Annotated in this window: 17 protein-coding genes and 1 tRNA gene; 6 read left to right on the forward strand and 12 right to left on the reverse strand. The window is 67.1% G+C overall.

Annotation, left to right across the window (positions count from 1 at the left end):
* Nucleotides 1-18: 18 nt before the first annotated feature.
* Both J8I35_RS23680 and J8I35_RS23685 read left to right on the forward strand, forming a co-directional pair.
* Nucleotides 19-1,452, forward strand: coding sequence for a helix-turn-helix transcriptional regulator (locus J8I35_RS23680; protein WP_209927272.1), 1,434 nt, complete (start codon nt 19-21; stop codon nt 1,450-1,452).
* A gap of 181 nt (nt 1,453-1,633) precedes the next feature.
* A complete protein-coding gene (locus J8I35_RS23685; RefSeq protein WP_124630487.1) occupies nt 1,634-2,101 on the forward strand; it encodes a lytic transglycosylase domain-containing protein in 468 nt (155 codons plus the stop codon).
* A gap of 206 nt (nt 2,102-2,307) precedes the next feature.
* On the opposite strand, the gene J8I35_RS23690 is transcribed toward J8I35_RS23685, so the two are convergent.
* The gene (locus tag J8I35_RS23690) at nt 2,308-3,108 is read right to left on the reverse strand and encodes a hypothetical protein (RefSeq protein ID WP_245170392.1); all 801 of its coding nucleotides are present in this window, start codon (nt 3,106-3,108) and stop codon (nt 2,308-2,310) included.
* 196 nt (nt 3,109-3,304) lie between these two features.
* On the opposite strand from J8I35_RS23690, the gene J8I35_RS23695 reads away from it, so the two are divergent.
* Together J8I35_RS23695 and J8I35_RS23700 are read left to right on the forward strand one after the other, a co-directional pair.
* Nucleotides 3,305-5,575, forward strand: coding sequence for a hypothetical protein (locus tag J8I35_RS23695; RefSeq protein ID WP_245170393.1), 2,271 nt, complete (start codon nt 3,305-3,307; stop codon nt 5,573-5,575).
* Nucleotides 5,576-5,835: 260 nt separating this feature from the next.
* Nucleotides 5,836-6,654 carry a phage tail tip lysozyme gene (locus J8I35_RS23700; protein ID WP_209927273.1) on the forward strand — a complete coding sequence of 273 codons (819 nt, stop codon included), beginning with the start codon at nt 5,836-5,838 and terminating at the stop codon, nt 6,652-6,654.
* A gap of 192 nt (nt 6,655-6,846) precedes the next feature.
* Here the strand turns inward: J8I35_RS23700 and J8I35_RS23705 are convergent, their stop codons facing one another.
* Both J8I35_RS23705 and J8I35_RS23710 read right to left on the reverse strand, forming a co-directional pair.
* On the reverse strand, nt 6,847-7,206 hold the full coding sequence (locus J8I35_RS23705) for an HrpB1 family type III secretion system apparatus protein (protein ID WP_050011176.1): 360 nt from the start codon (nt 7,204-7,206) through the stop codon (nt 6,847-6,849).
* A gap of 19 nt (nt 7,207-7,225) precedes the next feature.
* Nucleotides 7,226-7,531 carry a hypothetical protein gene (locus J8I35_RS23710; RefSeq protein ID WP_050011177.1) on the reverse strand — a complete coding sequence of 102 codons (306 nt, stop codon included), beginning with the start codon at nt 7,529-7,531 and terminating at the stop codon, nt 7,226-7,228.
* A gap of 283 nt (nt 7,532-7,814) precedes the next feature.
* Between J8I35_RS23710 and J8I35_RS23715 the strand changes: the two genes are divergently transcribed.
* Both J8I35_RS23715 and J8I35_RS23720 read left to right on the forward strand, forming a co-directional pair.
* Nucleotides 7,815-9,515 carry a hypothetical protein gene (locus J8I35_RS23715; protein WP_209927275.1) on the forward strand — a complete coding sequence of 567 codons (1,701 nt, stop codon included), beginning with the start codon at nt 7,815-7,817 and terminating at the stop codon, nt 9,513-9,515.
* Between the two features lie 198 nt (nt 9,516-9,713).
* The gene (locus J8I35_RS23720) at nt 9,714-10,568 is read left to right on the forward strand and encodes a formyltransferase family protein (protein WP_209927277.1); all 855 of its coding nucleotides are present in this window, start codon (nt 9,714-9,716) and stop codon (nt 10,566-10,568) included.
* Nucleotides 10,569-10,724: 156 nt separating this feature from the next.
* Here J8I35_RS23720 and J8I35_RS23725 read toward each other — a convergent pair whose 3' ends face one another.
* The 9 genes from J8I35_RS23725 to fdnG all read right to left on the reverse strand — a co-directional run bounded on the left by J8I35_RS23725 (nt 10,725) and on the right by fdnG (nt 22,737).
* A complete protein-coding gene (locus J8I35_RS23725; RefSeq protein WP_050011180.1) occupies nt 10,725-11,852 on the reverse strand; it encodes a hypothetical protein in 1,128 nt (375 codons plus the stop codon).
* A 154-nt stretch (nt 11,853-12,006) separates the two neighbouring features.
* Nucleotides 12,007-12,495: an HrpB1 family type III secretion system apparatus protein gene (locus J8I35_RS23730; protein WP_209927279.1), complete on the reverse strand. Its 489-nt coding sequence runs from the start codon at nt 12,493-12,495 to the stop codon at nt 12,007-12,009.
* A gap of 733 nt (nt 12,496-13,228) precedes the next feature.
* A tRNA-Sec gene (locus J8I35_RS23735) sits at nt 13,229-13,324 on the reverse strand.
* Between the two features lie 32 nt (nt 13,325-13,356).
* Nucleotides 13,357-15,282 carry a selenocysteine-specific translation elongation factor gene (gene selB / locus J8I35_RS23740; RefSeq protein WP_209927282.1) on the reverse strand — a complete coding sequence of 642 codons (1,926 nt, stop codon included), beginning with the start codon at nt 15,280-15,282 and terminating at the stop codon, nt 13,357-13,359.
* A complete protein-coding gene (gene selA, locus J8I35_RS23745) occupies nt 15,279-16,718 on the reverse strand; it encodes an L-seryl-tRNA(Sec) selenium transferase (RefSeq protein WP_209927284.1) in 1,440 nt (479 codons plus the stop codon). The genes selB and selA overlap by 4 nt, the downstream gene beginning before the upstream one ends.
* 72 nt (nt 16,719-16,790) lie before the next feature.
* Nucleotides 16,791-17,726, reverse strand: coding sequence for a formate dehydrogenase accessory protein FdhE (gene fdhE, locus J8I35_RS23750; RefSeq protein ID WP_176015415.1), 936 nt, complete (start codon nt 17,724-17,726; stop codon nt 16,791-16,793).
* Between the two features lie 391 nt (nt 17,727-18,117).
* The gene (locus J8I35_RS23755) at nt 18,118-18,744 is read right to left on the reverse strand and encodes a formate dehydrogenase subunit gamma (RefSeq protein WP_089489179.1); all 627 of its coding nucleotides are present in this window, start codon (nt 18,742-18,744) and stop codon (nt 18,118-18,120) included.
* Nucleotides 18,741-19,655: a formate dehydrogenase subunit beta gene (gene fdxH / locus J8I35_RS23760; RefSeq protein ID WP_059783956.1), complete on the reverse strand. Its 915-nt coding sequence runs from the start codon at nt 19,653-19,655 to the stop codon at nt 18,741-18,743. Before fdxH ends, J8I35_RS23755 begins: the two co-directional genes overlap by 4 nt.
* 10 nt (nt 19,656-19,665) lie before the next feature.
* Nucleotides 19,666-22,737: a formate dehydrogenase-N subunit alpha gene (gene fdnG / locus J8I35_RS23765; protein ID WP_148093084.1), complete on the reverse strand. Its 3,072-nt coding sequence runs from the start codon at nt 22,735-22,737 to the stop codon at nt 19,666-19,668.
* Nucleotides 22,738-22,762: the final 25 nt, after the last annotated feature.

Here is a 22,762-nt window from a genome sequence, read left to right on the forward strand (position 1 = left end):
TCGAGTCAGGAGCACGACATGTTCTCAACGATCTACTTCGCCGCCGCCTCGGCCCTCGCTTTCGACGACACCCCTGCGGACGTCGCCTCGAAAATGCTCCAGGGCCAGTTTCTCGACGCTGTCCGCCACGCCGCACGCCATGCCGATACCGACACGGCGCAAGCCCAGCCCGGCTACGCACAGCTGCAAGTCTGCGCCGACCTCGAGCTGATGCTCGGCCGCCATGAAGAAGCGGAGGAAACGTATCGCCGCGCGCAAAAAGCCATTCGCGCGCATCGCGACGATCTGCGTATCGCGTCGTGCCGCAATACCGGCTGGCAAGCGTTGTTCCGCAACCAGTTCAACGTCGCGCTCAGTTGCTTCAAGCGCGTCGGCGAGGAAAAGGCGGCCACGCCACGCCAACGTCTCGACAGCCTCGTCGGTGCGACACTCGTTTCGTTTCATCTGGGCTTGATCCAGGCGGCGTGCCATCGCCTCGGCGAACTGGCCGCGCTGGCGGCAACGCATGACGATCGCCGCTGGCGCTACCTCGTGGAGTCGCTGCGGCGGGACCTCTTCGCGCAGCACGAACTGCACGGCGCCGAGCGACTCGCCGACCACATCTACTGGCGCTCGGCCATCGCGGAGTTCGAGCCGGGCGAGGCGCCGGTACCCGGCACGCAGCCCGCCGGGACCGTGCTGCCGCTGTTGGCCGAACGACTCTCGCACCTGAACCGGCTCGTGTCGCTGGCCGACGGCCGCACGAGCGCGGGCGAAACGCTCAAGCAATACGTGAGCTGGAGCCGCCAGGCCGGCCTCAACGATTATCACCGCAGCCTGTGCCTCGAAATCACGCTGGCCGCGATCGCCGGCCACGCGACGCCGTTGGCCGAAGCGATGCTCGATGCGTCCGGCGCGGCGAATTCGCAAGGCAGCCAGCATGCGCGCTGGTACCTCGACTACCTCTACTGCCGCGCGAAGATCATGCAGCAGCAGATGCGCACGCAGGAATTCGCGCAGTTCTACGGCCGCTACGCGCTCGCCTCGATTCAGCACGTGCGCGCGGACAGCATGTCGATGCCCGCCGCGGCCGATCACATGCAGGCATCGCGCGCGGCGCAGCGCTCCGACGACGTGAGCGCCCGCCTGCCGGCGAAATACCGCCGCGCCTATCGCTACCTGATGGACAACCTCGACCAAAAGGACCTTTCGGTGCGCGAAGTGGCGTCGCATGTGGGCGTGACGGAGCGCGCGATGCAGGCCGCGTTCAAGAACCACCTCGGGCTGTCGCCGAGCGAGCTGATCCGGCGCCAGCGGATGGAGCGCATTCGCGACGATCTGCTCGACGACGGCGCACCGGCCACGCGCGTGCTCGACGTCGCGAACAAGTGGGGCGTGCGCCATCGTTCGACGCTGGTCAACGGCTACCGGCGCGTGTTCCAGGAAGCGCCCTCGGAGACGATGGGCCGCTGAGGGCAGCGGTGTGCGACGCCAAAGCGCCTGCACTCCCGATCGGTAACACGGCCGGCCCGCGGCTTTTTTCCGCCAACGCCGTCCGACGAAACGCACACGCGTGGGTCGGACGGCGTTTTCATTCGCACGTCGGTGCGAAGCGATTCCCGCACCGCTGCTCTTACCGGATACCGGATGATCCATGATGCGACTATTCATACCCAGGCCGGCGCTCGTGCTGGCGCTTGCCGTTCTGTCCGCGCGGCCCGCCGAAGTGCACGCGCAGACCCTCGACTGCTTTGCGGCGGCCGCGGCCTATCAACATGTGAGCCCCGTCGTGCTGCGCGCGATCGCGTGGCAGGAATCGCATGGCAACGCGAACGCGCGCCATCGCAACCGGAACGGTTCGACCGATTACGGCATGATGCAGATCAACTCGATTCACCTTCCGCTGCTGTCGCGCTACGGCGTCTCGGCGGACGACCTCATGAACCCCTGCTCGAGCGTCTACGTGGCTGCGTGGCACCTGCACAAGATGATGGTCAAGTACGGGAACACCTGGGCGGCGATCGGTGCGTACCATTCGGAGACACCTGCCGAGCGCGATCGCTACGCGCGTTCGGTGGAACGCATCGTCGAGCGCATGAAGCTGGCGGATGACGGGCAGTAGGATGAGCAGGAGCAGCCGGGAGACCCGGCTGCCCGCGAACGTCATCAACAGGGAAAGCGACGTTGCATGAGGAAGTCGTCCCGTATGGCGAGCGCCAAGGCAAGCGCGAAGCGCGGGGACGAAGCAGGAACGAGGCAGGCAGGACGCGTGGACGAACCGCGTCGTTCGCGAGCCGCGCGCGACAACGCCGCGGCCCGCCGTCGCCGTTACTGCCCCTTCGCGGCGTTCGAAATGTTGCTGGCGCCCTTGTTACCCACCGACGCCAGCGCCGATGTGAGCTCCTGCGACTGCTGGTTGACAGCGGCCGCCAACGTGTTCGCGTTGTTGAGCCGCGTCATCTCGCTTTGCTGCTTCATGAAGTCGTTTTGCATCGCCGCCATTTGCGTCACGGGGTCCCCTGCGCCGAGGGCCGATGGACGCACCATGTCACCCGCCGCATGCATTGCGGTGGACGCGACGCCGGGCGGCAGAAAGTGACTTCCGGCATGAAGCGCCGAACTCAGAAACTGTGCACCGACGTTCCCCGCGCGCCCCGGCAGGCTGGCGAAGTTGCGGGGCGGCGGAGGCGGAGGTGGCGGCGCGCCGTCGGCCCCCTTGAAGCTGGACAGCCCGTCCAGTTGGCCTTTGCTGCGCGCGGGCGATTGCTTTTGCGCGCCGTCGGCCGCACCGTTCTTCGTCCCTTCCTCGAACTTCGCGACAGTGGACTGGACGATCCCCGGCCGAATTCCTAAGTTGTTCATGGCGAACTCCTTGAGTGACATGACGATTTCCGTCGCCAGCAACATCGCTCGATGTCGGTGCGGCACGGTCCCCGCATCCCACTCACGCGGAGCGATATCGAGGAATGCAAGCACAAGCTTATGCGCCACGGCATTGCGCAACGCTAGCGACGCGACGCGGCGAGCGAAATTGCGAAGCGCGCATGCGGCAAGTGCGATGAAGTGCGCAAATGGATCCGCGGTCGTCGCACCGGCGCCGGCATCGACGTGCGTGTTTTTGCACGCCACTTCGGAATCGGCAGGCTGCCACCGTCATGTCGTTTTACCTTTCCAACACGAGAACCCACGTTCGCAAAGCGCGAAGACGGAATCGACGGGCGAACGCACGTCGACCGCCTGGACGCGATGAGGCAGCGCGCAAGTCCATCGAGGCCTTTGTCGCGAGGCGACGTCGAACGATCGAAATCAACCGAAAGGAAACGTCATGACGATCAGCAACAGCACGCAAGTACGGTCATCATCGCTCGACCTCCCGCGCAACGACACGCAGCCCGCGCCTGCCCCGCGCCAACGAAGCGCATCGATGACCGGCCCGCGCCCCTCCGGCGGCGCATTGCTCGGCGCGCTGAGCAATGCGCCGGCCTTTCCGGCGCACACCGGCACCGATGCACCGGCGCCGGCGGGCCCGCTTTCGACGACATCGCAACCGGCCGGGACGGCGCAGCCCCCTTCGCCGGCGCTACCGGCACCGTTGCCGGTCAGGCGCAACTCGCTGCCTCCGCGCGCGTCATCGTCGTCAGGCGCCGCGATCGGTCGCGAAGGTGGCGGCTCACGGTCGCTGCCCGGTTCGGGCAAGCTGAGCGCTCAACGTGCAGCCCTGGGAGACGAGACGGTGCCGGTGCTCGACTTGTCGGGGGGCGGGCAGTCGAGCGAAGAATTGCCCGTACACGACGAACCGCAGCCACACACGCCTGCATCGGAGCACGACAGTGCGGCGCCCGTTCAACATCAGGAGCTGGTGGAAACGAAAGCTGCCGGCAAGCAACCGGCCACGTCGCGTTCGGGCAGCCCGCTGCCGCACGAGAAGGACGCCACGGGGCTGACAGCCGCGACGACGAGCGAGGCCGAATCGAAACCCGCGACGTCCCGTTCGGCCAGCCCGGTGCCGCTCCCGAAAGAGCCGCCCGCGCTCGTGGACGAGGCAAGGACGAGCGCTGCCGGCAAAATGCCCGAGACGTCCCGCTCGAGCAGCCCACTGCCGCTCGACAAGGGGGCGAACCCGGCGTTGCTCCACCGCGCCGCATCGAACGCTTCCTCATCCGCTCCGTCCAGCCCCGTCTTCGATCAACATAAACCCGAGGGACACGACACGACGCCCCGAAGCCCGCTCTCCCCGAATCCGGCCAGCTTCGCGGCGCCTCACCGCGTCGCGCACGACATCGACATTCAGGATGCCGAAATCCGGCCCGAAGCGACCGTTCCGAGCTCGTCGTCCCGGATAGCACTGGAAACCCGCACGCTGGCCGCCGGGACATCGGTGGCCGAGGATATCTCGGCGGTCGCGGAACCCGAAGACACCCGTCCGGCATCGGCCGCCGCGATCAGCGACCACCTGTCGGCCGCGCTGTCCCGGCCGGGACAAATCCGGTCGTTCATCTCGAACGTCGGCGACATGCTGACTCGGAACCCCTACGGCGCCGCGCAACCGCTCAAAGGGTGGACGGCCAACCTCGTCAACGCGTTCAGTCATGAATTCGTCGCAACCGGCGGCGCCACGCTGTTCCGGGAGTTGTGCTCGATGGCGACCGAAGCCGTCCTCGACAAGACCGGCGCCGGGCCCGAAACACGCGGCGTCATCACGGCCTCGCTGTTCACGGCGGCGGCGATGGGCAACCTGGTCGCGATGTTGCACAAGTATCACACCGGCGCCGCGGACACGAAAACCTACGCGGGCCACGGTGCGCAGCTCATCGCGCTGATCACGACGGTGGGCCTCGCCGCCCATGCCGGCAAGAACGACGAGGGCAACGGGCATCTTGGGCAGCTCGCCGGCATGCTGCCTAGCGCGATCAAATCGTACGCATACCTGGCGCGCGACGTGATCAACGTGTTCCGCCCGCTCGAAGGCAATCACGACGCCGGCTACGAGCACCCCGTCAGAGGTCAGGCGCTCAACGGCGTTCCGTATTTCGGAAACCAGCTCGCCGTGAACACCGCGCAGGCCAGCTCGCAATGGTCGGCCACGTCCTACGTCGACAGCCTCATTCACCACACGAAGACCAACGCAGCGATCAAAGGCCTGTTCGGCTATTCGGCAGCGAATGCCGCCGGCGAGGGGCTGGATGCGATCGGGGGACGCGTGGCCTCGGAAATCTCGACGCACGGCTTCACGGGCAAGGCGCTCGATGAACTGAAGTCGCTGCGCCTGAGCTGGGGCAAGATCGACACCTCCGAAACCAGCACGGCCAGGCAGCTCGGGGACAAGGCGGCCGGCGCGGGAATCGCGCGTCTCAGCCTGTTCCTCTCCCTTTATGCGGCCACCGCCGTGGTCAATCACGCCGTGGGGGGGAGAAGCGATTGGTCCGCCGGCGATAAGAACTTCACGGAGAACGCGCTGGGTGCACTGCTCATCATCGCGGGATGCCTGCCGTTTGCCGCGAGCACGTCGAGCCCGTCGAACCGGTCGAACGAGCGGCGAACGGTCGACGCCGACAACGCGATGGAACTCGGCGTGATGCATCGCACGACCGCCTGAACACACGGGCCGCGCCGAGCTAGCGAAACGACGAAGGTTCGTGCAGGTGGCCGCATCGGTGGCGCGGCGGCTCGCCTGCCGCAAGCCGCTTGCATCGGCATCGCGGCCGCCGCCCGGTTCGGCGGTTCGGCAATCCGGCGACGGCTTCGCATCCGTCAACGCGCTGTAAGCGCCGGGCAATAAATTAGGTTTCGCAGGCGGCCGCTATCGGCCCTCCATCGGCAGCTGATGAATAACGTCATTCTCACGCGGAGAAAATCATGTCTACCACGGCAGTGCAAGGCTATAACGCCGGTTATCTGAACGGCATCGACGATGTCGGCGGCAGCGGCGGCACGAACGAATCGCAGCTCGCACAACTGCTCGAGTTGCTCATCGAAGAAATCAAGCAGATTCTCGATCCCTCCAGCCAGAATTCAGGCGATGCGGGTGGTGTGGGCGGCGTCGGCGGCGGTACGCCTTCGTACTCCGCGCCGCCCGCCTATGCCGGCGGTGGCGGCGCCGCACCCGCTGGCGTGAGCGGCGGCGGTGGCGGCCAGGGCGGTGGCGGCGCGGCGCCGGGAATAGGCGGCGGTGGAAGCGGTGGCGGCGGCCACGGCGGCGGCAACACGCTACCCACTGTATCGGGCGGCGACGCCGCGCACGCCATCGCACAGGACCTCAAATCGCGCTACGGCCTGACCGACGCGCAGGTCGCCGGCGTGCTCGGCAACCTGCAGCAGGAAAGCGGGCTGAAAGGCAACGTCAATCAAGGCGGAGCGACAGGCGCGCCCTCCGGCAACTTCGCGGACGACAACGCCAACGGTTGGGGTCTTGCGCAATGGGGCGGCACGCGCAAACAAGGCGAAATCAACTATGCGAAGGAGCACGGACTCGACCCGGGCAGCCTCGAAGCCAACATCGGCTTCATGAATCAGGAACTCGACACGACGTACAGCAAGACGATCACGGACATCAAGCAGACGACGACGGCGGACCAAGCGGCACTGGTCTGGGACAAGGACTACGAACAGGCGACCGATCCGCAAATGGAAAACCGCAACAAGTACGCCGAGCAATTCCTCGCGCAAGGTCTGTGAACGCGAACGCGTCCGCCCCCCGGGGCGTTTGAAGCGCGCACGATCCCGCCCGATGTCCGGGCGGGCTTTTTTTGCCCGGCATTTCCCGCCGCGCGACAACGCCGCTCATCGGCAATACATGGACGACACGGATTCGAGGGAAACGACGCGATGGGATTCGCCGAGCGGGGCCGAAGGCCCCGGCAGCGGCCATCAGTCTCTTTCGAGCAGGCGCCGCATGGCAAGGCGCACGTAGGGATCGCTACTGTCCTCGTGCGCCGTCGCATAGCCATGCCACGACGGATCATCGAGGACTTTCAGACAGATTGCCTTCAGTTCGGGCGCGCGATCGTCGGGCAATCCGTTCACGATCTGCCACGCTTCGTGCGGACGCCCGCGCACCAACGCGATCGTCACGGCGAACACGTGCACCTCGCGCGTTTCGGGGTAGACATCGTGCATGCGCGCCAGCAGCGCCTCGGCCTCGTCCAGCTCGTTGGCCTCGATATGCTCGATGATCGCCTGCGCGATGGCCGGCGCATCGGCCGGCAGTTCGGTAAGAAGCTCCATCATGCTCGTCACCGTCCGTGCATCAGGCTGCGCCCGTGCCTGAGGTCAGCGTTCGCACCGCCTCCTTGCCGCCCGCCAACGCGAGCGCGGTAGCGGCGCCCTCCGGCGTCAGGTTTTCCGCGAGCGCCGTGCCGCCCTCGAGCGCCTCGAGCCCGCCCTTCGCAATGGCCCCCGCCCCCGCAAGGGCTTCCTTCGGGTTGCCGCTCAGCAGCCCCTTGCCGAACGTCGCCGCGCCGTGCAGCGCGTTGCCGACACCATTGAGGACACCCCCGGCAGCCTTGGTGACATCCCCGACTACGCTCTTCACAATATTGCCGATGAAGCTCATTCGTTTTCTCCTTGATCGTGAACGAAACGCGCGTTCGATGAAACGCGCGACACCGAACCGCGTGAAGGCGGCCCTCGTTCCAATCTAATGAATGCGGATGCGAAAGCGTTCGCGCGCGCGAAGCCGCACCGCGAAAACCGAATGAGCGACACCCGCGAGCCGGCTCGGCGGCATGCCGCCGCGAACCCGCTTCGCCAATCCGGACGATGCTTCGCGCGGTTCACGGGAGTGTCATGACCGGCCCGCACAGTCCAGTCCATCTTGTCTCCTGGTCGAGAACATCATGGCGCCCCCACCCAAGCTCGAGTTCCGGTCGCATGCGATCGAATCCGCCGCCCTCACCCGCACGCCGAGCGACCCCGGCCCCTCCACGGGAGCGAAACCCGCGCTGGCGCCGACCCGGCGCGCAAGTGCCGGCGCGCTCATGGACGAACTCGGCAGCCTCGGCAAGCGCCCGTGCGCGGAAGGCCCGCCCGCTGCTCCCCGGCCCGCGGCGGCTATCGCGGCGCAGAAGCCCGGGGTGGACGACATCGGCGCATTCGTGCCGGGTGCCGGCGGCAAGGGCCGGCGCTTCGCCGATTTCGCGCACGCGATGGGCGTCAACCGCAAAGGCATGACGTTGACGGCCTTCGCCGCCAAGCGGCCCGCGAAAGACGGCCTGAACGGCGCATCGACGGCCGCGCACGGACAGTTCGGCTACGACGCGGCGCCCGCCACCGACCTCGTGAACGCGCTGGCCTCGGGCTCGAACGCCGCCGCCGCGCATTCGATTCATAGCCGTTACGAAAACAAGGTCAAGGCGATGCTCGCCGCCGACGTCGAACGCTTCGAGCACCCCGAAAAATGCCCGCCGGGCGCGCCGATCCCCAACCAGGTCGACAACCTGCTGCTGACGAAAAACAGCAACGGAGAATGGCAATACGACAAAGGCAAGCTCTCGCGCATTGCGCGAGACGACGCGCATCCGCTCATGCAGCATGCCCGCGACGTATTGACCGCCATGAGCATCGCGGAGAACAAGGGCAAACAACGTAACGGCGCGCTCTACCAGTCGGTCACGTCCGCCATCGGCCTGACGGCAAGCGGGCTGCTCATAGGCGGCTCGCACGGCGCGCTGGCGCCGCTCGCGGCATCCGGGCACCTGACCAACGCGGTCAAGGAAGCGCTCGATTTGAAGAAGCCGTTTGTCGAAGGACGGCAAAACCTGCGCAATGCGAAGGCCGCCACGATTCAACGCTACGTCGACACGGTATTGGCCCCGCACGACTACACGGGCCAGACGCGGGACGAGCGCCTGCGCGCGGCGCTGCAAACGAGCCGTGCGAAGATCGACGATCTGCGCGCGATGGAGGCGCGGCCGGAGGACGAAGGCTTGCCTGCGGACTTGCGCAGCCCGCAGGCGCAGGCGGGTATCTATGCGTCGCTCTACGACGATGCACGCCGCTATGCCAACGGCACGACGTCGTTCGGCAAGCGCTTGATCTCGGGCATGCACGCCGAAGACAAGGCGAAGGTACACAAGGATGCCGAGCGCGACATCGTGGTCAAGCACATTCTGTCGATGGTCACCCAGAGCATCGGGCGCCTCGATCCAGCCTCGCTTGCGGCGCTCGCGGGTGCCGACATGGCAGTCGATGCATCAGGCTCGCAACGCGCCAGGCAAGCGCTCGCGATCGTGGTCAACCATCCGCGCGCGAGCCGCAATCGGGATCTGATCGCCGCGCACACGCTACTGACGGACAGCGGCATTCCGAAGGGCGAAGCGGCGCTGCTGCTTTCGCAGCTTGCCCGCGCGCGGCGCGAAAAACCGCAAGAAGCGCCGGCGCCGCGCGATGCATCGGCTTCCAGCCGGAGCGCCGCCCCGCTGACCGAAAGCGAGCGGCTCAAACAGATCGCCAACATCATCGGGCAGCCCGGCCTCACGGCAACCGCCGCCAAGACGGCGGAGGACGCCATCAAGAAAAACCTCGGGCTGAGGTCTTGACGCGCGGCGCGGCGTCAGGCGCAATAGCGACGCCGTCGCCGCGGCACGCAGTCGGCGATTGATTTGCCGGTTCGCGGCACTCGACGAAACTTCGGAATGCGCGGGCTGTCCTCCACCGTGCGCGCTTACCGTGAAGCGGGGTGGCCGTCATCGCCGTCCATGCCGCCATGACCTTCACTGCGAAAGGGAGAACCGATCATGCGATTCGCGTTCGCCGGCTTCGATCGCTGGCGCGTCGTCTTCGACGCGTTCGTGGCCGCCGGCTGGGAGCCCGTGGCGCTCTACTCGATTCCGGTCGACAACCGGCTCGACTTCAATAGCGAGCTCGTCGAGCGCGCGGACAAGCTGCGCATTCCGGTGCAACTGTCACGCATCGACGAAGACGATCTGCGCTGGCTCGCCGAACGGCATTGCGAGGCGCTGATCGTGGCCGGCTACAACTGGAAGATTCCGGCGTGGCAACCCTATCTGCGCCATGCGGCGAACTTTCATCCGTCACCGCTGCCCGACGGGCGCGGCCCGTACCCGGCCATGCGCGCCATCCTCGAGGGGCGGCGCGAGTGGGGCATCAGTTGCCATCGAATCGATGCCGATTTCGATACCGGGGACATCATCGATTCCGAATGCTTTCCGCTCGATGCCGACGAATGGCACGAGACGCTGCAACTGAAGCTGCTGATGGCCGCCCGTCGGCTGGCCACGCGCGTGGCCAGCGACTTCGATCGGCTCTGGAACGAACGGCGTCCGCAAGGCGCGGGCAGCTACTGGCCGCGCGTTGCCGATGCCGAGCGCACGATCGATTTCGCGCGGCCCGTGGCCGAGGTGATGCGCGTCGTGCGGGCCTGCGGGAACGTCGAATCGATCGCGCCGCTCTTCGGCACGACCGTCCACGTGCGGCGCGCCACCGCGTGGCAGGAAGCACACACGTACGAGCCCGGGCAGATCGTGCATCAGTACCGGCGCTGGGTCGTGGTCGCCGCGCAGGACGGCTTCGTCGCGTTGCTCGAATGGAGCCCGCTGAACGCGTCCCTTCGTCAGCAGATGGGGGGCTGAATCCGGACATCGGTTGAGCCGGTAAACAACGAAGCGGCCGCGCTGCGGTGTTTCGCAGCGCGGCCGCCGATTGTCGTCGATTGTCGCTTCCTGCAGCCCCCGATCGGTGGCCGCTCGGGTCGCCGATCGGGATGATCGCCGGAACGGCCGGCGACGTTACTTCGTGCTGACGCCGGCGATCGTACCCGTGTGAATGCCGGTGATGTTCTCGAAGGCGACCGCGGCGCGCGTCTTGCCCGGCGTCAGCACGTTCGCGCCGCCCAGCGCATCCGACAGCGCCTTGCTCGCGTCGTGGCTGATCTTGCCGCCGCCATGCGCGTTCGCCGTCTGCTGCAGTTGCGCGCCGATCGCCGCCGCATCCGACTGGCTCAGCTTGCCCGACTTCACCGCGTTGGCGAGCGTCTTCGCCGCGGCATTGCCGTCGCCGTGCGACAACGCGCTTTCCATGGCCTGGAAGTCGGCGCCATCCTGCGCGTTGAAGTTGGCCAGCGCCTTGCCTTCATCGGCCATCTGCAGCGGCTTGCCGTCCTTCAAGAGGTCGCCCGTACCGGGCGTGAAGCCTGCCGTCGCGCCCGTTGTCGGCAAGCCACCCGTCGTCGGCAGCGTATTGGTGTTCGCCGGAAAACCGCCCGTGCCGGGCAAGCCGCCGGTCGTCCCCGGCTGCGCCGCCGCGCCGCCCGCGCCACCCGTTGCGTTGCCCGCCGCGCCGAGTCCGCCTTGAGCAGCCCATTGGAAATTGCCGACCGCGGACTTGCCGTCGGTGCCCGCCACGTCGTGCGTGTCGATCTGCTGGTAGGCACTCGGGTTCGCGAGCATGGTCTGCGCCGCTTGCTGCACCGTGGGCGGCGTGCCGCCGTCGGCGTTCGTCGCGAGTTTGTACATCGTGTTCGGGTCCGACGCGTTGATGCCATGCTGCCCCATGTACGAGGCCAGCACGCCCGCCGCGTTTTGCACCGTCATCCCCCCGGTGCCGCCCGGCATGGCGCCTGCGCCCCCCATGCCGCCGGGCGCCGCTCCCACACCACCGGGCGTTGCCCCCATACCGCCGGGCATTGCGCCCGCGCCGCCACCGGGCATGCCGCCGGCGCCGCCCGCACCGCCCGGCATGCCGCCGGCCTGCCCGTTCTGCCCGCTCTGCATCTGCTTGAGCAACTGGCTGATGAGGCCGATGAGATCCTTGAGCACGTCCTGCGTCGAGCCCGTCGAGGCACCGTTGGTCAGCCGTTGCAGGTAGCTCGCCGGATCGGTGGGGTAGGTGGTCATATTCGGAACGTTCAGATTCATGATGTTTTCTTCCTGTCGGGTAAGTGTTTGCGTGACCGTGGGTACTACGAAGCAAAGTCAGTCTAGGTTGCTGTCGCTGCTACAAGCGCACCGATGCGAAGGCTGCAATCGAAATGCGAATCGCCCGGCGCGCGGAAAACGTGAAAACGGATGCTCATGCGCGGACCCACGTCATCGACGCGGAGAATCCGCCGTTGTCGGCCGGCACGCCGTGCGTGCTCGCCGGTGCGTCGGTGAACGCAGGCGCTTGAACGCCGACGTCGAGCTTGGCGGCACGCTCGAGCAGACGCGCGCCGATTTTCGCGCCCTCGATGCTTTCGCGCTGGTCGGCCGCGCTGAGCGCATAGCTGTGCCACAGCGGGTCTTCGAGGCCGAACAGACACACCGCCATCAGTGCGGTATGAAGCCCCGAGCGCTTCGCTTCGGTGTCGTCGTCTTCGAGCACGCGGCGCGCGTCGCCCCATGCCTGGCGCCGGACGTAGCGCCACGCGGCGACCGTCCCCGCCCCGGGCCACCTGGGCCAAAGCACGCGGATCGCTTCGAGGAGATCCTCGAAGTCGGCTTCGTCGTCGAGCTGCGAAGCCGTCCACAGCACCTTGGTTAGGCCGCCGGCAATCTCGTCCCTGCATCCTGTGTAAGTCACGATGTCCTCGTCTGCTGGAGTGCTGCAATCAAAAAGCGCACGGCGGCGCCGCGCACAGCCGTGCCGCGCTTGCTGCCGGCTCGTGCGGTGGACGTCCCCTGGCGGTTAGTCTCTTGTATCGGGTCGGCTTTCGCCGACGCGATGCGAACGGAACGATCGGGATGCGAAGCGAGCACGGAGAAGAAAACCGACCGGGGCGATGGGATCGATCGGTGCGATAGGCCGGATCGTTCGCCGTGTATCGAAACGCGGAGGATTTGCTCGATGCTCGGCGTCGAAGAAGGCCCGCCATCGGTCGATACGCCCCGGCCATCGGCCAGGCTGTGCCCGTCGAATCGCCACCGGCGACCGATGCAGCGTCCGCAGGCAGTCGGCTCCTGAAATGGAGCGATCACCACGGACAGGAGGCGCAGTCCACGATGTCAGGATGAGCAAGTGCAGAACGCTCGCAGCCCGCCGGGGCCGTTGCTTCAGTTCACGGATGAACGCTGGCGGTTCTTCCCAAGGAAGCGCTGGATGATTGCTTGACGTGCGAACGCTGCTTCGAGCGTGGCAACACAAGCTGTAGATGATCGACGTACCGCGCCGGATTCGCGCCGGCGCGATGACCCAAGACCATTTCGGCGTCGAGTATTGCGTTGATACGGCCGCGTACGCGACGGGCGGTTTCTGGCTTCTTCGTCCATATCGCTTGGAGCCGCAGAAGCCGCCGGAATGCGCGCAAAGCCATGACTGGCGGAAGGCAGCCAGAGTCGAACTGACCCGGGAGTGTCTGACACCCCCAACTGGATTTGAAGTCCAGCCGTACCACCGGATACGAATGCCTTCCGTGGGAAAAAGAAACCGAAGAACGACGAGCGCCTACGCCTGAATACCCACCCAACCGCTATCAGGCCGCAGGTAGTGAAGATCGCGGTGGAAGCGAGTATACCCAACCCGATCGAAGAACTCGAGAATCTGGATCGCGCGCTTGCGACCGAGCCCCGTCGCATCGCGGAACGTCGCCGCATCGAGCCCGCCGCCGCGCGACGGCGCGAGATGCGCGACCAGTTCCGCCAGTTCGCGCGCGACGTCGGCATGATAGAACAGGTCGCGCACGACCTGCTGCACGTCGCCGCGGCGTGCGAGCTTGCGCAACAGCGCGCGCACCGCGTCCTCGGCCGCGCCCGTGTCGCGCGCCAGGTCGCGCACCCACGGCGGATCGAAGCGCCCCGCGTGAATCAGCGGCAGCAGTTGCCGCGCCAGCGCTTCCTCGCGCGGCTCGAGGCTCACCGAATGCGACGGCAGATGCAGCCACGGCCCGCTGCGCACGACTTCGCCGCCGGACACCAGCGCGTCGACGAGCGCGCGCCACAGCGCATCGCCAGCGAGCGGCGCGGCCATCCGCCGCAGGCGCGCGGCGTCGAGCCCCTGCTCGTCGGGCATGCGCTCGTGGTACGCACGCAGCGTCTCGACCGCCCGCGTCTGCAACGCACGCCAGTGCGCATGCGAAATCACCGCGCCTTCGTTCGACGCGGCATCGCGTTGCCCGATCGCCAGCGCATCGCCGGGCAACGCCAGCACATTCGGCGCGAACCCCGTCAGATGCGTGAGCGTCGCGCGCGCGATGCCGAGCGGCGCCTGCGCGAGCAGCGCATCGACGCGCCCCTCGTCGAGCCACGCCGCGAGCGCATCGAGCCACGCGCGACGCGCAGGCGTGCGGCGCTTGCGGGCCGGCCCGAACGGATCGAGCACCCGGCCGCCGCCGACGGTGCGCGTCGCCTGCGGATTGCGGACGATGAAGCGGTCGCCCGGCAGCGCGAACACCGGCTCATCGAACACCAGTTGCACGCGCATCCGCTGGCCGGCCGCGAGCGTGTCGCCGTCGAGCAGCGCGACGTGGGCCACACGATGCAGCGTGCCGAGATGCACATGCAGCGGCGCCCAGTGGGTCAGCGTCAGCCCGGCGTCCGCGAGCAGCGTCAGCTCGACGTCCAGGCGCGGCGACGTCGCGACGAGCCGCGCGTCGGCGACGGTGTCGCCACGCTCGACGTCGGCCTTGTCGACGCCGGCCAGGTTCAGCGCGCAACGCTCGCCCGCCCGACCGGCCTCGACCGGCCGGTTCTGCGCATGGATGCTGCGCACGCGGGCCGCGCCGCCCGTGCGCACGATCGCGAGCGTGTCGCCCGTCGCGACGCGGCCCGCGAACGCGGTACCCGTCACGACGGTGCCCTGCCCGGCAAGCGTAAACACGCGATCGACCGCGAGCCGGAACAGCCCGTCGTCGCGACGCGCGCGCCACGCGATCGCCGCGTCGGCGAGGTGCTGCTTCAACGCGGCGACGCCCGGATCGTCGGCCACGGTCGCACGCGTTTCGAAGATCGGCGCGCCGGCCAATGTCGAGTCGTGCAGCCACGCGGCGATCTCGTCGCGCACCTCGGCGACGCGCGCGGCATCGACGCGATCGCATTTCGTCAGCGCGACGGCGCCATGCGTGACGGCGAGCAGTTGCAGGATCGCGAGATGCTCGCGCGTCTGCGGCATCACGCCGTCGTCGGCGGCAATCACGAGCAGCGCGAAGTCGATCCCGCACGCGCCGGCCGCCATCGTATGAATCAGTTTCTCGTGGCCCGGCACGTCGATCAGGCCAAGCACGTCGCCGTTGTCGAGCGGCGTATACGCGTAGCCGAGTTCGATCGAAATGCCGCGCGCCTTCTCTTCCTTCAGGCGATCGGTATCGACGCCCGTCAGCGCACGCACGAGCGTGGTCTTGCCGTGGTCGATGTGCCCCGCGGTCCCGACGATCATGCGGCGGGCCCCGCGAGCGGCGCGCATTGCGCGACGAACGCCGCTTCGTCGGCCGCTTCGAGGCAGCGCAGGTCGAGCCGCAGCGCATTGTCGGCGATGCGGCCGATCACCGGGCGCGGCCATTCGCGCAGCCGCTTCTCGAGCTGCGCGAGCGCGCGGCCGCTGCGCTTGCCGTCCGCCGAGCGCACCACGAGCCCGGCGCTCGGCAACTGGTCGACCGGCAGCGCGCCGCTGCCGATCTGGCTGAACATCGGCTCGACGGTCACGTCGAAACCGCTGCCGAACGCAGCCTGCAACGCGGGGCGCACGCGTTCGGCAGCGTCGGCGATCTCGCGCTGCGGGCGCGTCAGCAGGCGCAGCGTCGTGAGCCGGTCGCGCAGGAATTCGGGCGACTGATACAGACGCAGCACCGGTTCGAGCGCCGCGAGCGTCAGCTTGCCGACGCGCAGCGCACGCTTGAGCGGATGCTTCTTGATCTTCGCGATGAGCGCGCGATCGCCGACGATCAGGCCGGCCTGCGGGCCGCCGAGCAGCTTGTCGCCGCTGAACGTGACAACGTTTGCGCCGGCGGCGACGGTTTCCTGCACGGTCGTCTCGTGCGGCAGGCCCCATTGCGACAGGTCGGCCAGCGTGCCGCTGCCGAGATCGACGGCGACCGGCACGCCGTGCTCGCGCGCGAGCGGCGCGAGTTCGGCGAGCGTCGCCTCCTTCGTGAAGCCGCTGATCGCGTAGTTGCTGCAGTGCACCTTCATCAACAGCGCCGTGCGCGGGCCGATCGCGTCCGCGTAGTCGCGCAGATGCGTGCGATTGGTCGTGCCGACTTCGCGCAGCTTCGCACCGGCGCGGCTCATGATGTCGGGAATGCGGAATGCCCCGCCGATCTCGACCAGCTCGCCGCGCGACACGACGACTTCCCGCTTCGTCGCGAGCGCCGACAGCGTCAGCAGCACGGCCGCCGCGTTGTTGTTGACGACGGTCGCGGCTTCCGCGCCCGTCAGTTCGCACAGCAGAGCGTCGATGAGGTCGTCGCGATCGCCGCGGCGGCCGGTGGCGAGATCGAATTCGAGGTTGACGGGCCGCGTGAGCACGTCGACCACCGCGCGCACCGCGTCGTCGGGCAGCAGCGCGCGCCCGAGGTTCGTGTGCAGCACGGTGCCTGTCAGATTGAACACGGTCCGCACCGCGCCCGCGCTCTGCGCGGCCAGCGTATGCGCGACGGCAGCGGCGATGCGCGGCTCGTCGAGCGGCTCGGCCGCGGCGGGGTCGTGCTGCGCGGCCGTGCGCCAGCGTGCCAGTTCGGCCCGCACGGCATTCAGCACGCGCGTGCGGCCATAGTCGGCGACGAGCGGCTGCAGCGGCGCCGACGACAGCACGCGCTCGACCGACGGCACACGCGCCAGCACGGCATTCAATTCATTCACACCCGGTTCGGTCACGTCGTTATCGCTCCAGTCTCATGCTTCGCAGTCGGCCGGGCCGACGCTCGCGCACCGCCCCGGCCCGTGCCTTCAGTCCGCTTCCCGCGACACGTCCGGCCACAGCAGCGGGTTCGGCGAACTGCGCTGGTAGCCGGCCTCGTTCATCAGCAGGTCGAGCGTGAGGCTCGCGAGATCGTCCGCCAGCGGCTCGAACTCGTAGTCCTTCTCCTGATAGCCGATCTTGCGATAGGTCTTGCATTCGTCGCACGATTCGGCCTTGACGGCTTCGCTGCCGCCTTCGATCCCGTGATACGCGATGCCCTTCGTCGAATCGCAGTGCGAGCACTTGGTGCGCACCATGTGCCACTCGGTCGTGCACAGCCCGCACTGCAGGAAACGGTAGCCCTGATACTGGCCGCCGACCCGCACGACGCTCGCAACCGGATGCGTGCCGCACACCGGGCACAGCCCCGGCTGGTCGAGATACGGAACGTCGGTCGGCGTCACGCGGCTCGCGAGGTCCGTCCACACGACCTGCAGCGCGGCCATCAGGAACGGCGCGGTGGCCGGATCGACTTCGGCGAAGCGCAGCGCGAGGATCGCGTCGGCCTGCGCGTCGAGCTCGGCGGGCGCCATCAGCCGCAGCCGGTCGAGCAGCTTCGCCAACTGCGGATTGACGAGCCCGGCGCTTTCGACGCGGTCGAGCAGTTCATACAGCACGGCGCGCCAGCGCGAATCGCGCTCGCCGTGGAGCGCCGGCACGAGCGGCATCGAATGTTCCTGCGCGCGTGCGATCGCTTCCTTCGACGGCAGCGGCAGCTCCAGCGTCTGCAGCGTCGCGTGCTGCGCATCGGCGACGGTGGCCATCAGCCGCAGGTAGCCGCTGATCGGGTTCAGGTCGGCAAGCTTGCGCAGCCGCGCGGCGCGCGCCGCGAACGCGGTCGCGCGCTCCGGCAGACGAAAGCGCGGAATGGCCGAATGATCGAGTGCCGAGATCTCGGTCGGCTCCAGAATGCGTTGTGTCACGAAAATATCTTCCAAGGGGGCTGTTTGCGCATGGAACGCGCATGCGTTGCCACGAGAAGGGCCGCTCGCGAGGCGCGCGACGCAGCGAATACTGGCGTATTCGCAAGGAGCGCAACGTGGCGAGCGGCCCTTCTCGTGGCAACCCGTGTCTAATTATCCATTTTAGGGGAATGCCCGAAATCGCCCACAGGGCGGCGTCGCTCGTCACTTGTTTGGCTCGGCCAAACGGCGCTCCTCGCTCCTTGCCCTGCGAGCGATTTCGGGCATTCGCATGCGCGTTCCATGCGCAAACAGCCCCCAAACTAAGCGCCGACGAATCGGCGCTCTCAGGCGATTCCGACGGTTGGCGGAACAGCACGCCGCAATCGGCGTACCGCCCCGCTCCGCTGCGTTACTTCACGCTTTCACGGAACCACTTCGGGTGATGCTTGCGGGCCCAGCCCAGCGTGACGGTGCCGCGCACCATCGCGCCGATCGAACCCTTCACCCACAACGCCGCGTAAATGTGCACGATGATGCTCGCGATCAGCACGAAGGCCGCCACGGCATGCACGACAGCGGCCGCGCGGATCACCCCGATCGGGAAGTAGAACGAGAAGTAGCGCCGCCAGATCACGATGCCCGACAGCAGGAGCAGCAGCAGGCAGGCCACCAGCGTGAAGAATAGCAGCTTCTGTCCGGCGTTATAGCGCCCGACCGGCGGCAGCTTGTCTTCCTGGTTGGTCAGCACGTCGCCGATCTGCCTGAGCCACTGCCGGTCGTCCGCGTCGAGCGCATTGTGGTGCCAGAAGCGCACCACGAGAATCGCGAACGACACGAACATCACGAGGCCGACGAACGGATGCAGGATCCGCGTCCACTGGCCGCCGCCGAACAGCGCGGTCAGCCAGAACATCGACGGATGGAACAGCGCGAGCCCGGACAACGCGAGCAGCACGAACGTGATCGCGGTGATCCAGTGGTTCGTGCGCTCGTTCGGCGTGTAGCGGACGATCAGGTTGGGGTCGTCGTGGTTCATTTCGCGTCCTCCTTGATGCGTCGCGCTTCGTCGCGGGCCGCGGCTTCCTCGTCGTCGGTGACCTCGTTCGGACCGACCCGCGTGTAGTGGAAGAACCCAGCCAGCGCGGTCAGCGCGAGGCCGGCGACCGCCAGCGGTTTCGCGATGCCCTTCCACAGCTTCACCATCGGGCTGATCGACGGGTTGTCGGGCAGCCCGTGATACAGCGACGGTTTGTCGGCGTGGTGCAGCACGTACATCACGTGCGTGCCGCCCACGCCTTGCGGGTCGTACAGCCCCGCATGCTCGAAGCCGCGCTCCTTCAGGTCCTCGATCCGCTCGGCCGCGTGCTGCTTCATGTCCTCCTTGGTGCCGAACACGATCGCGCCCGTCGGGCAGGTCTTCACGCAGGCCGGTTCCTGGCCGACCGCGACGCGGTCGGAACAGAGCGTGCACTTGTATGCGCGATGGTCCTTCTTCGAGATCCGCGGCACGTTGAACGGGCAACCGGTCACGCAGTAGCCGCAACCGATGCAGTTCTCCTCGTGGAAATCGACGATCCCGTTGTTGTACTGCACGATCGCGCCCGGCGACGGACACGCCTTCAGGCAGCCCGGATCCTCGCAGTGCATGCAGCCGTCCTTGCGGATCAGCCACTCGAGGTCGCCCGCCGGGTTCTCGTATTCGGAGAACCGCATGACCGTCCACGAATGCTCGGTCAGGTCGGCCGGGTTGTCGTACACGCCGACGTTGGTGCCGACCTCGTCGCGCAGGTCGTTCCACTCCATGCATGCCGTCTGGCATGCCTTGCAGCCGATGCACTTCGATACGTCGATCAGCTTCGCGACGCTCCCGGTCACCGGTTCGCGCACCGTGGGCGGTGGCGTCGTGGTGGCCGAGACCCGCTTGATATCCAGCGATTGCAATGCCATCTCTTTCCCCTTACGCCTTTTCGACCTTCACCAGGAACGACTTGAATTCCGGTGTATAGGAGTTGCCGTCGCCCACGGACGGAGTCAGGGTATTGGCGAGATAGCCGGGCTTCGTCAGGCCCTTGAAGCCCCAGTGCAACGGGACGCCGACCGTCTGGACCTTCTTGCCGTCGACCGTCAGCGGCTTGATCCGCTTCGTGACGAGGGCGACCGCGATGATGTAGCCGCGCTTGGACGACACCTTCACGCGCTCGCCATGCGCGACGCCGACTTCCTTCGCGAGGTCTTCGCCAATCTCGACGAATTGCTCGGGCTGGATGATCGAGTTCAGCCGCGCATGCTTGGTCCAGTAGTGGAAATGCTCGGTCAGCCGGTACGTGGTCGCCACGTGCGGGAAGTCCGCCGCCTTGCCGAACGACGCACGATCGTCCGGGAACACGCGGGCGGCCGGGTTGTTCAGCGCCAGCGGGTTGTTCGGGTGCAGCGGGTTCGCCGCGAGCGGCGTCTCGAACGGCTCGTAGTGCTCGGGGAACGGACCTTCGTTCATCCCCGCGCGGGCGAAGAAGCGCGCGACGCCTTCCGGGTTCATGATGAACGGCGCCATCCCGTTTTCGGGCGGTTCGTCGGCCTTGAAGTCCGGCACGTCGGCGCCCTTCCACGCGCTGCCGTTCCAGCCGATCAGCTTGCGGGTCGGGTCGAACGGCTTGCCGGCGACGTCGCACGACGCGCGGTTGTACAGGATCCGCCGGTTCGCGGGCCATGCCCACGCCCAGTTCAGCGTCTGGCCGATGCCGGTCGGGTCCGAGTTGTCGCGCCGCCCCATCTGGTTGCCGGCCTGCGTCCACGCGCCGCAGAAGATCCAGCAGCCGCTCGCGGTCGTGCCGTCGTCCTTCAGTTGCGCGAACGCGGCGAGCTGCTCGCCCTTCTTCACGAGCGTCTTCGCCGGGTCCTTCGGATCGGGCAGATCGGCGAGCGCCTTCCCGTTGAACTCCATCGCCAGTTCTTCGGGCGTCGGGCTTTCCGGGTTCGCGTACGGCCAGGTCAGGTTCACGATCGGGTCCGGATACTTGCCGCCGTCCTTCTGGTACAGCTTGCGCATGCGCAGGAACAGCCCCGACATGATCTCGAGGTCGCTCCTCGCTTCGCCCGGCGGCTCCGCGCCCTTCCAGTGCCACTGCAGCACGCGGCTCGAACTGACGAGCGAGCCGTTTTCCTCCGCGAAGCAGGTGGTCGGCAGGCGGAACACCTCGGTCTGGATCTTCGACGCATCGACGTCGTTGTAGTCGCCGTGATGCTTCCAGAACTCGGACGTCTCGGTCGCGAGCGGATCCATGATCACGAGCCACTTCAGCTTCGCGAGGCCCGCCGCCGTCTTCACCTTCGACGGCGCCGCCGCGAGCGGATTGAAGCCCTGGCAGATGTAGCCGTTCATCTTGCCGGCATTCATCAGCTCGATCGCCTGCAGCAGGTCGTACTGCTTGTCCAGCTTCGGCAGGTAGTCGTACGCCCAGTTGTTCTCGGCGGTGGCCGCATCGCCCCACCACGACTTCATGAAGCTGACGTGGAATGCCTTGTAGTTCTTCCAGTAGCTGAGCTGGTTCGGCCGCAGCGGTTCCTGCACGCGCTTCTTGATGTACGCGTCGAAGTCCTGCTCGGCCTGCATCGGCAGCGTCATGTAGCCCGGCAGCAGGTTCGACATCAGCCCGAGGTCGGTCAGCCCCTGGATGTTCGAGTGACCGCGCAGCGCGTTCATCCCGCCGCCGGCGATGCCGATGTTGCCGAGCAGCAGCTGCACCATCGCGCCGGTGCGGATGATCTGCGCGCCGATCGAGTGGTGCGTCCAGCCGAGCGCGTACAGCACCGTGCCGGCGCGGCCGGGAACGGCCGTGGTCGCGAGCATCTCGCACACCTTCAGGAATTTGTCCTTCGGCGTGCCGCAGACCTGCTGGACCCTCTCCGCCGTATAGCGCGCGTAGTGCTGCTTCAGCAGGTTGTAGACGCAGCGCGGATGCTGCAGCGTCGGGTCGACCTTGACGAAACCGTCGTCGCCGCGCTCGTAGTCCCAGCTCGATTTGTCCGGGTACGCGTGCTTCTCGGCGTCGTAGCCGGAATAGATGCCGTCGTTGAACGCGAAATCCTCGCGCACGATGAACGAGAAGTCCGTGTAGTTCTTCACGTACTCATGCTGGATCTTGTCGTTCGTCAGCAGATAGTTGATGACGCCGCCCAGGAAGACGATGTCGGTGCCGGTGCGGATAGGCGCGTAGTAATCGGCCACCGAGGCCGTACGCGTGAAGCGCGGGTCGACGACGATCAGCCGCGCCTTGCGGTGCGCCTTCGCCTCCGTTACCCACTTGAAACCGCACGGATGGGCCTCGGCTGCATTGCCGCCCATCACGAGAATCACGTCCGCGTTCTTGATGTCGACCCAATGGTTCGTCATCGCTCCACGGCCAAACGTCGGGGCAAGACCTGCCACCGTCGGGCCATGTCAGACACGCGCCTGATTGTCGAATGCGAGCATCCCGAGACTGCGGATGGTCTTGTGCGTCAGGTAGCCGACCTCGTTGCTGCCCGCCGAAGCCGCCAGCATGCCCGTCGTGAGCCAGCGGTTGACCTTCGCGCCGTCTTCGGCCGTCTCGACGAAGTTCGCGTCGCGGTCGGCCTTCATCAGCTTCGCGATGCGGTCGAGCGCGTCGTTCCACGAGATGGGTTCCCACTTGTCCGAGCCGGGCGCACGATACTCGGGGTGCGTCAGGCGGTTCGGGCTGTGGATGAAGTCGATCAGGCTCGCGCCCTTCGGGCACAGCGTGCCGCGATTGACCGGGTGGTCGGGATCGCCTTCGATATGGATGATGCTCGGCTGCGCGTTTTTCGCGCCGTCTCCGAGGCTGTACATCAGGATGCCGCAACCTACTGAACAGTAAGGACAGGTGTTGCGCGTTTCGACGGTGCGCGCCAGTTTGTACTGTCGGACTTCGGCCAGCGCTTCGGACGGAGAAAAGCCCATCAGGGCAAGACTCGATCCGGCAAGCGACGTGGCGGTCACCTTCAGGAACTGGCGCCGGGACATTTGTAGCATGGCGGTCTCGGCGTTATTGTGGGGT

Source organism: Burkholderia sp. CpTa8-5, from assembly GCF_017815045.1.
Taxonomy (GTDB): Bacteria; Pseudomonadota; Gammaproteobacteria; order Burkholderiales; family Burkholderiaceae; genus Burkholderia; species Burkholderia sola.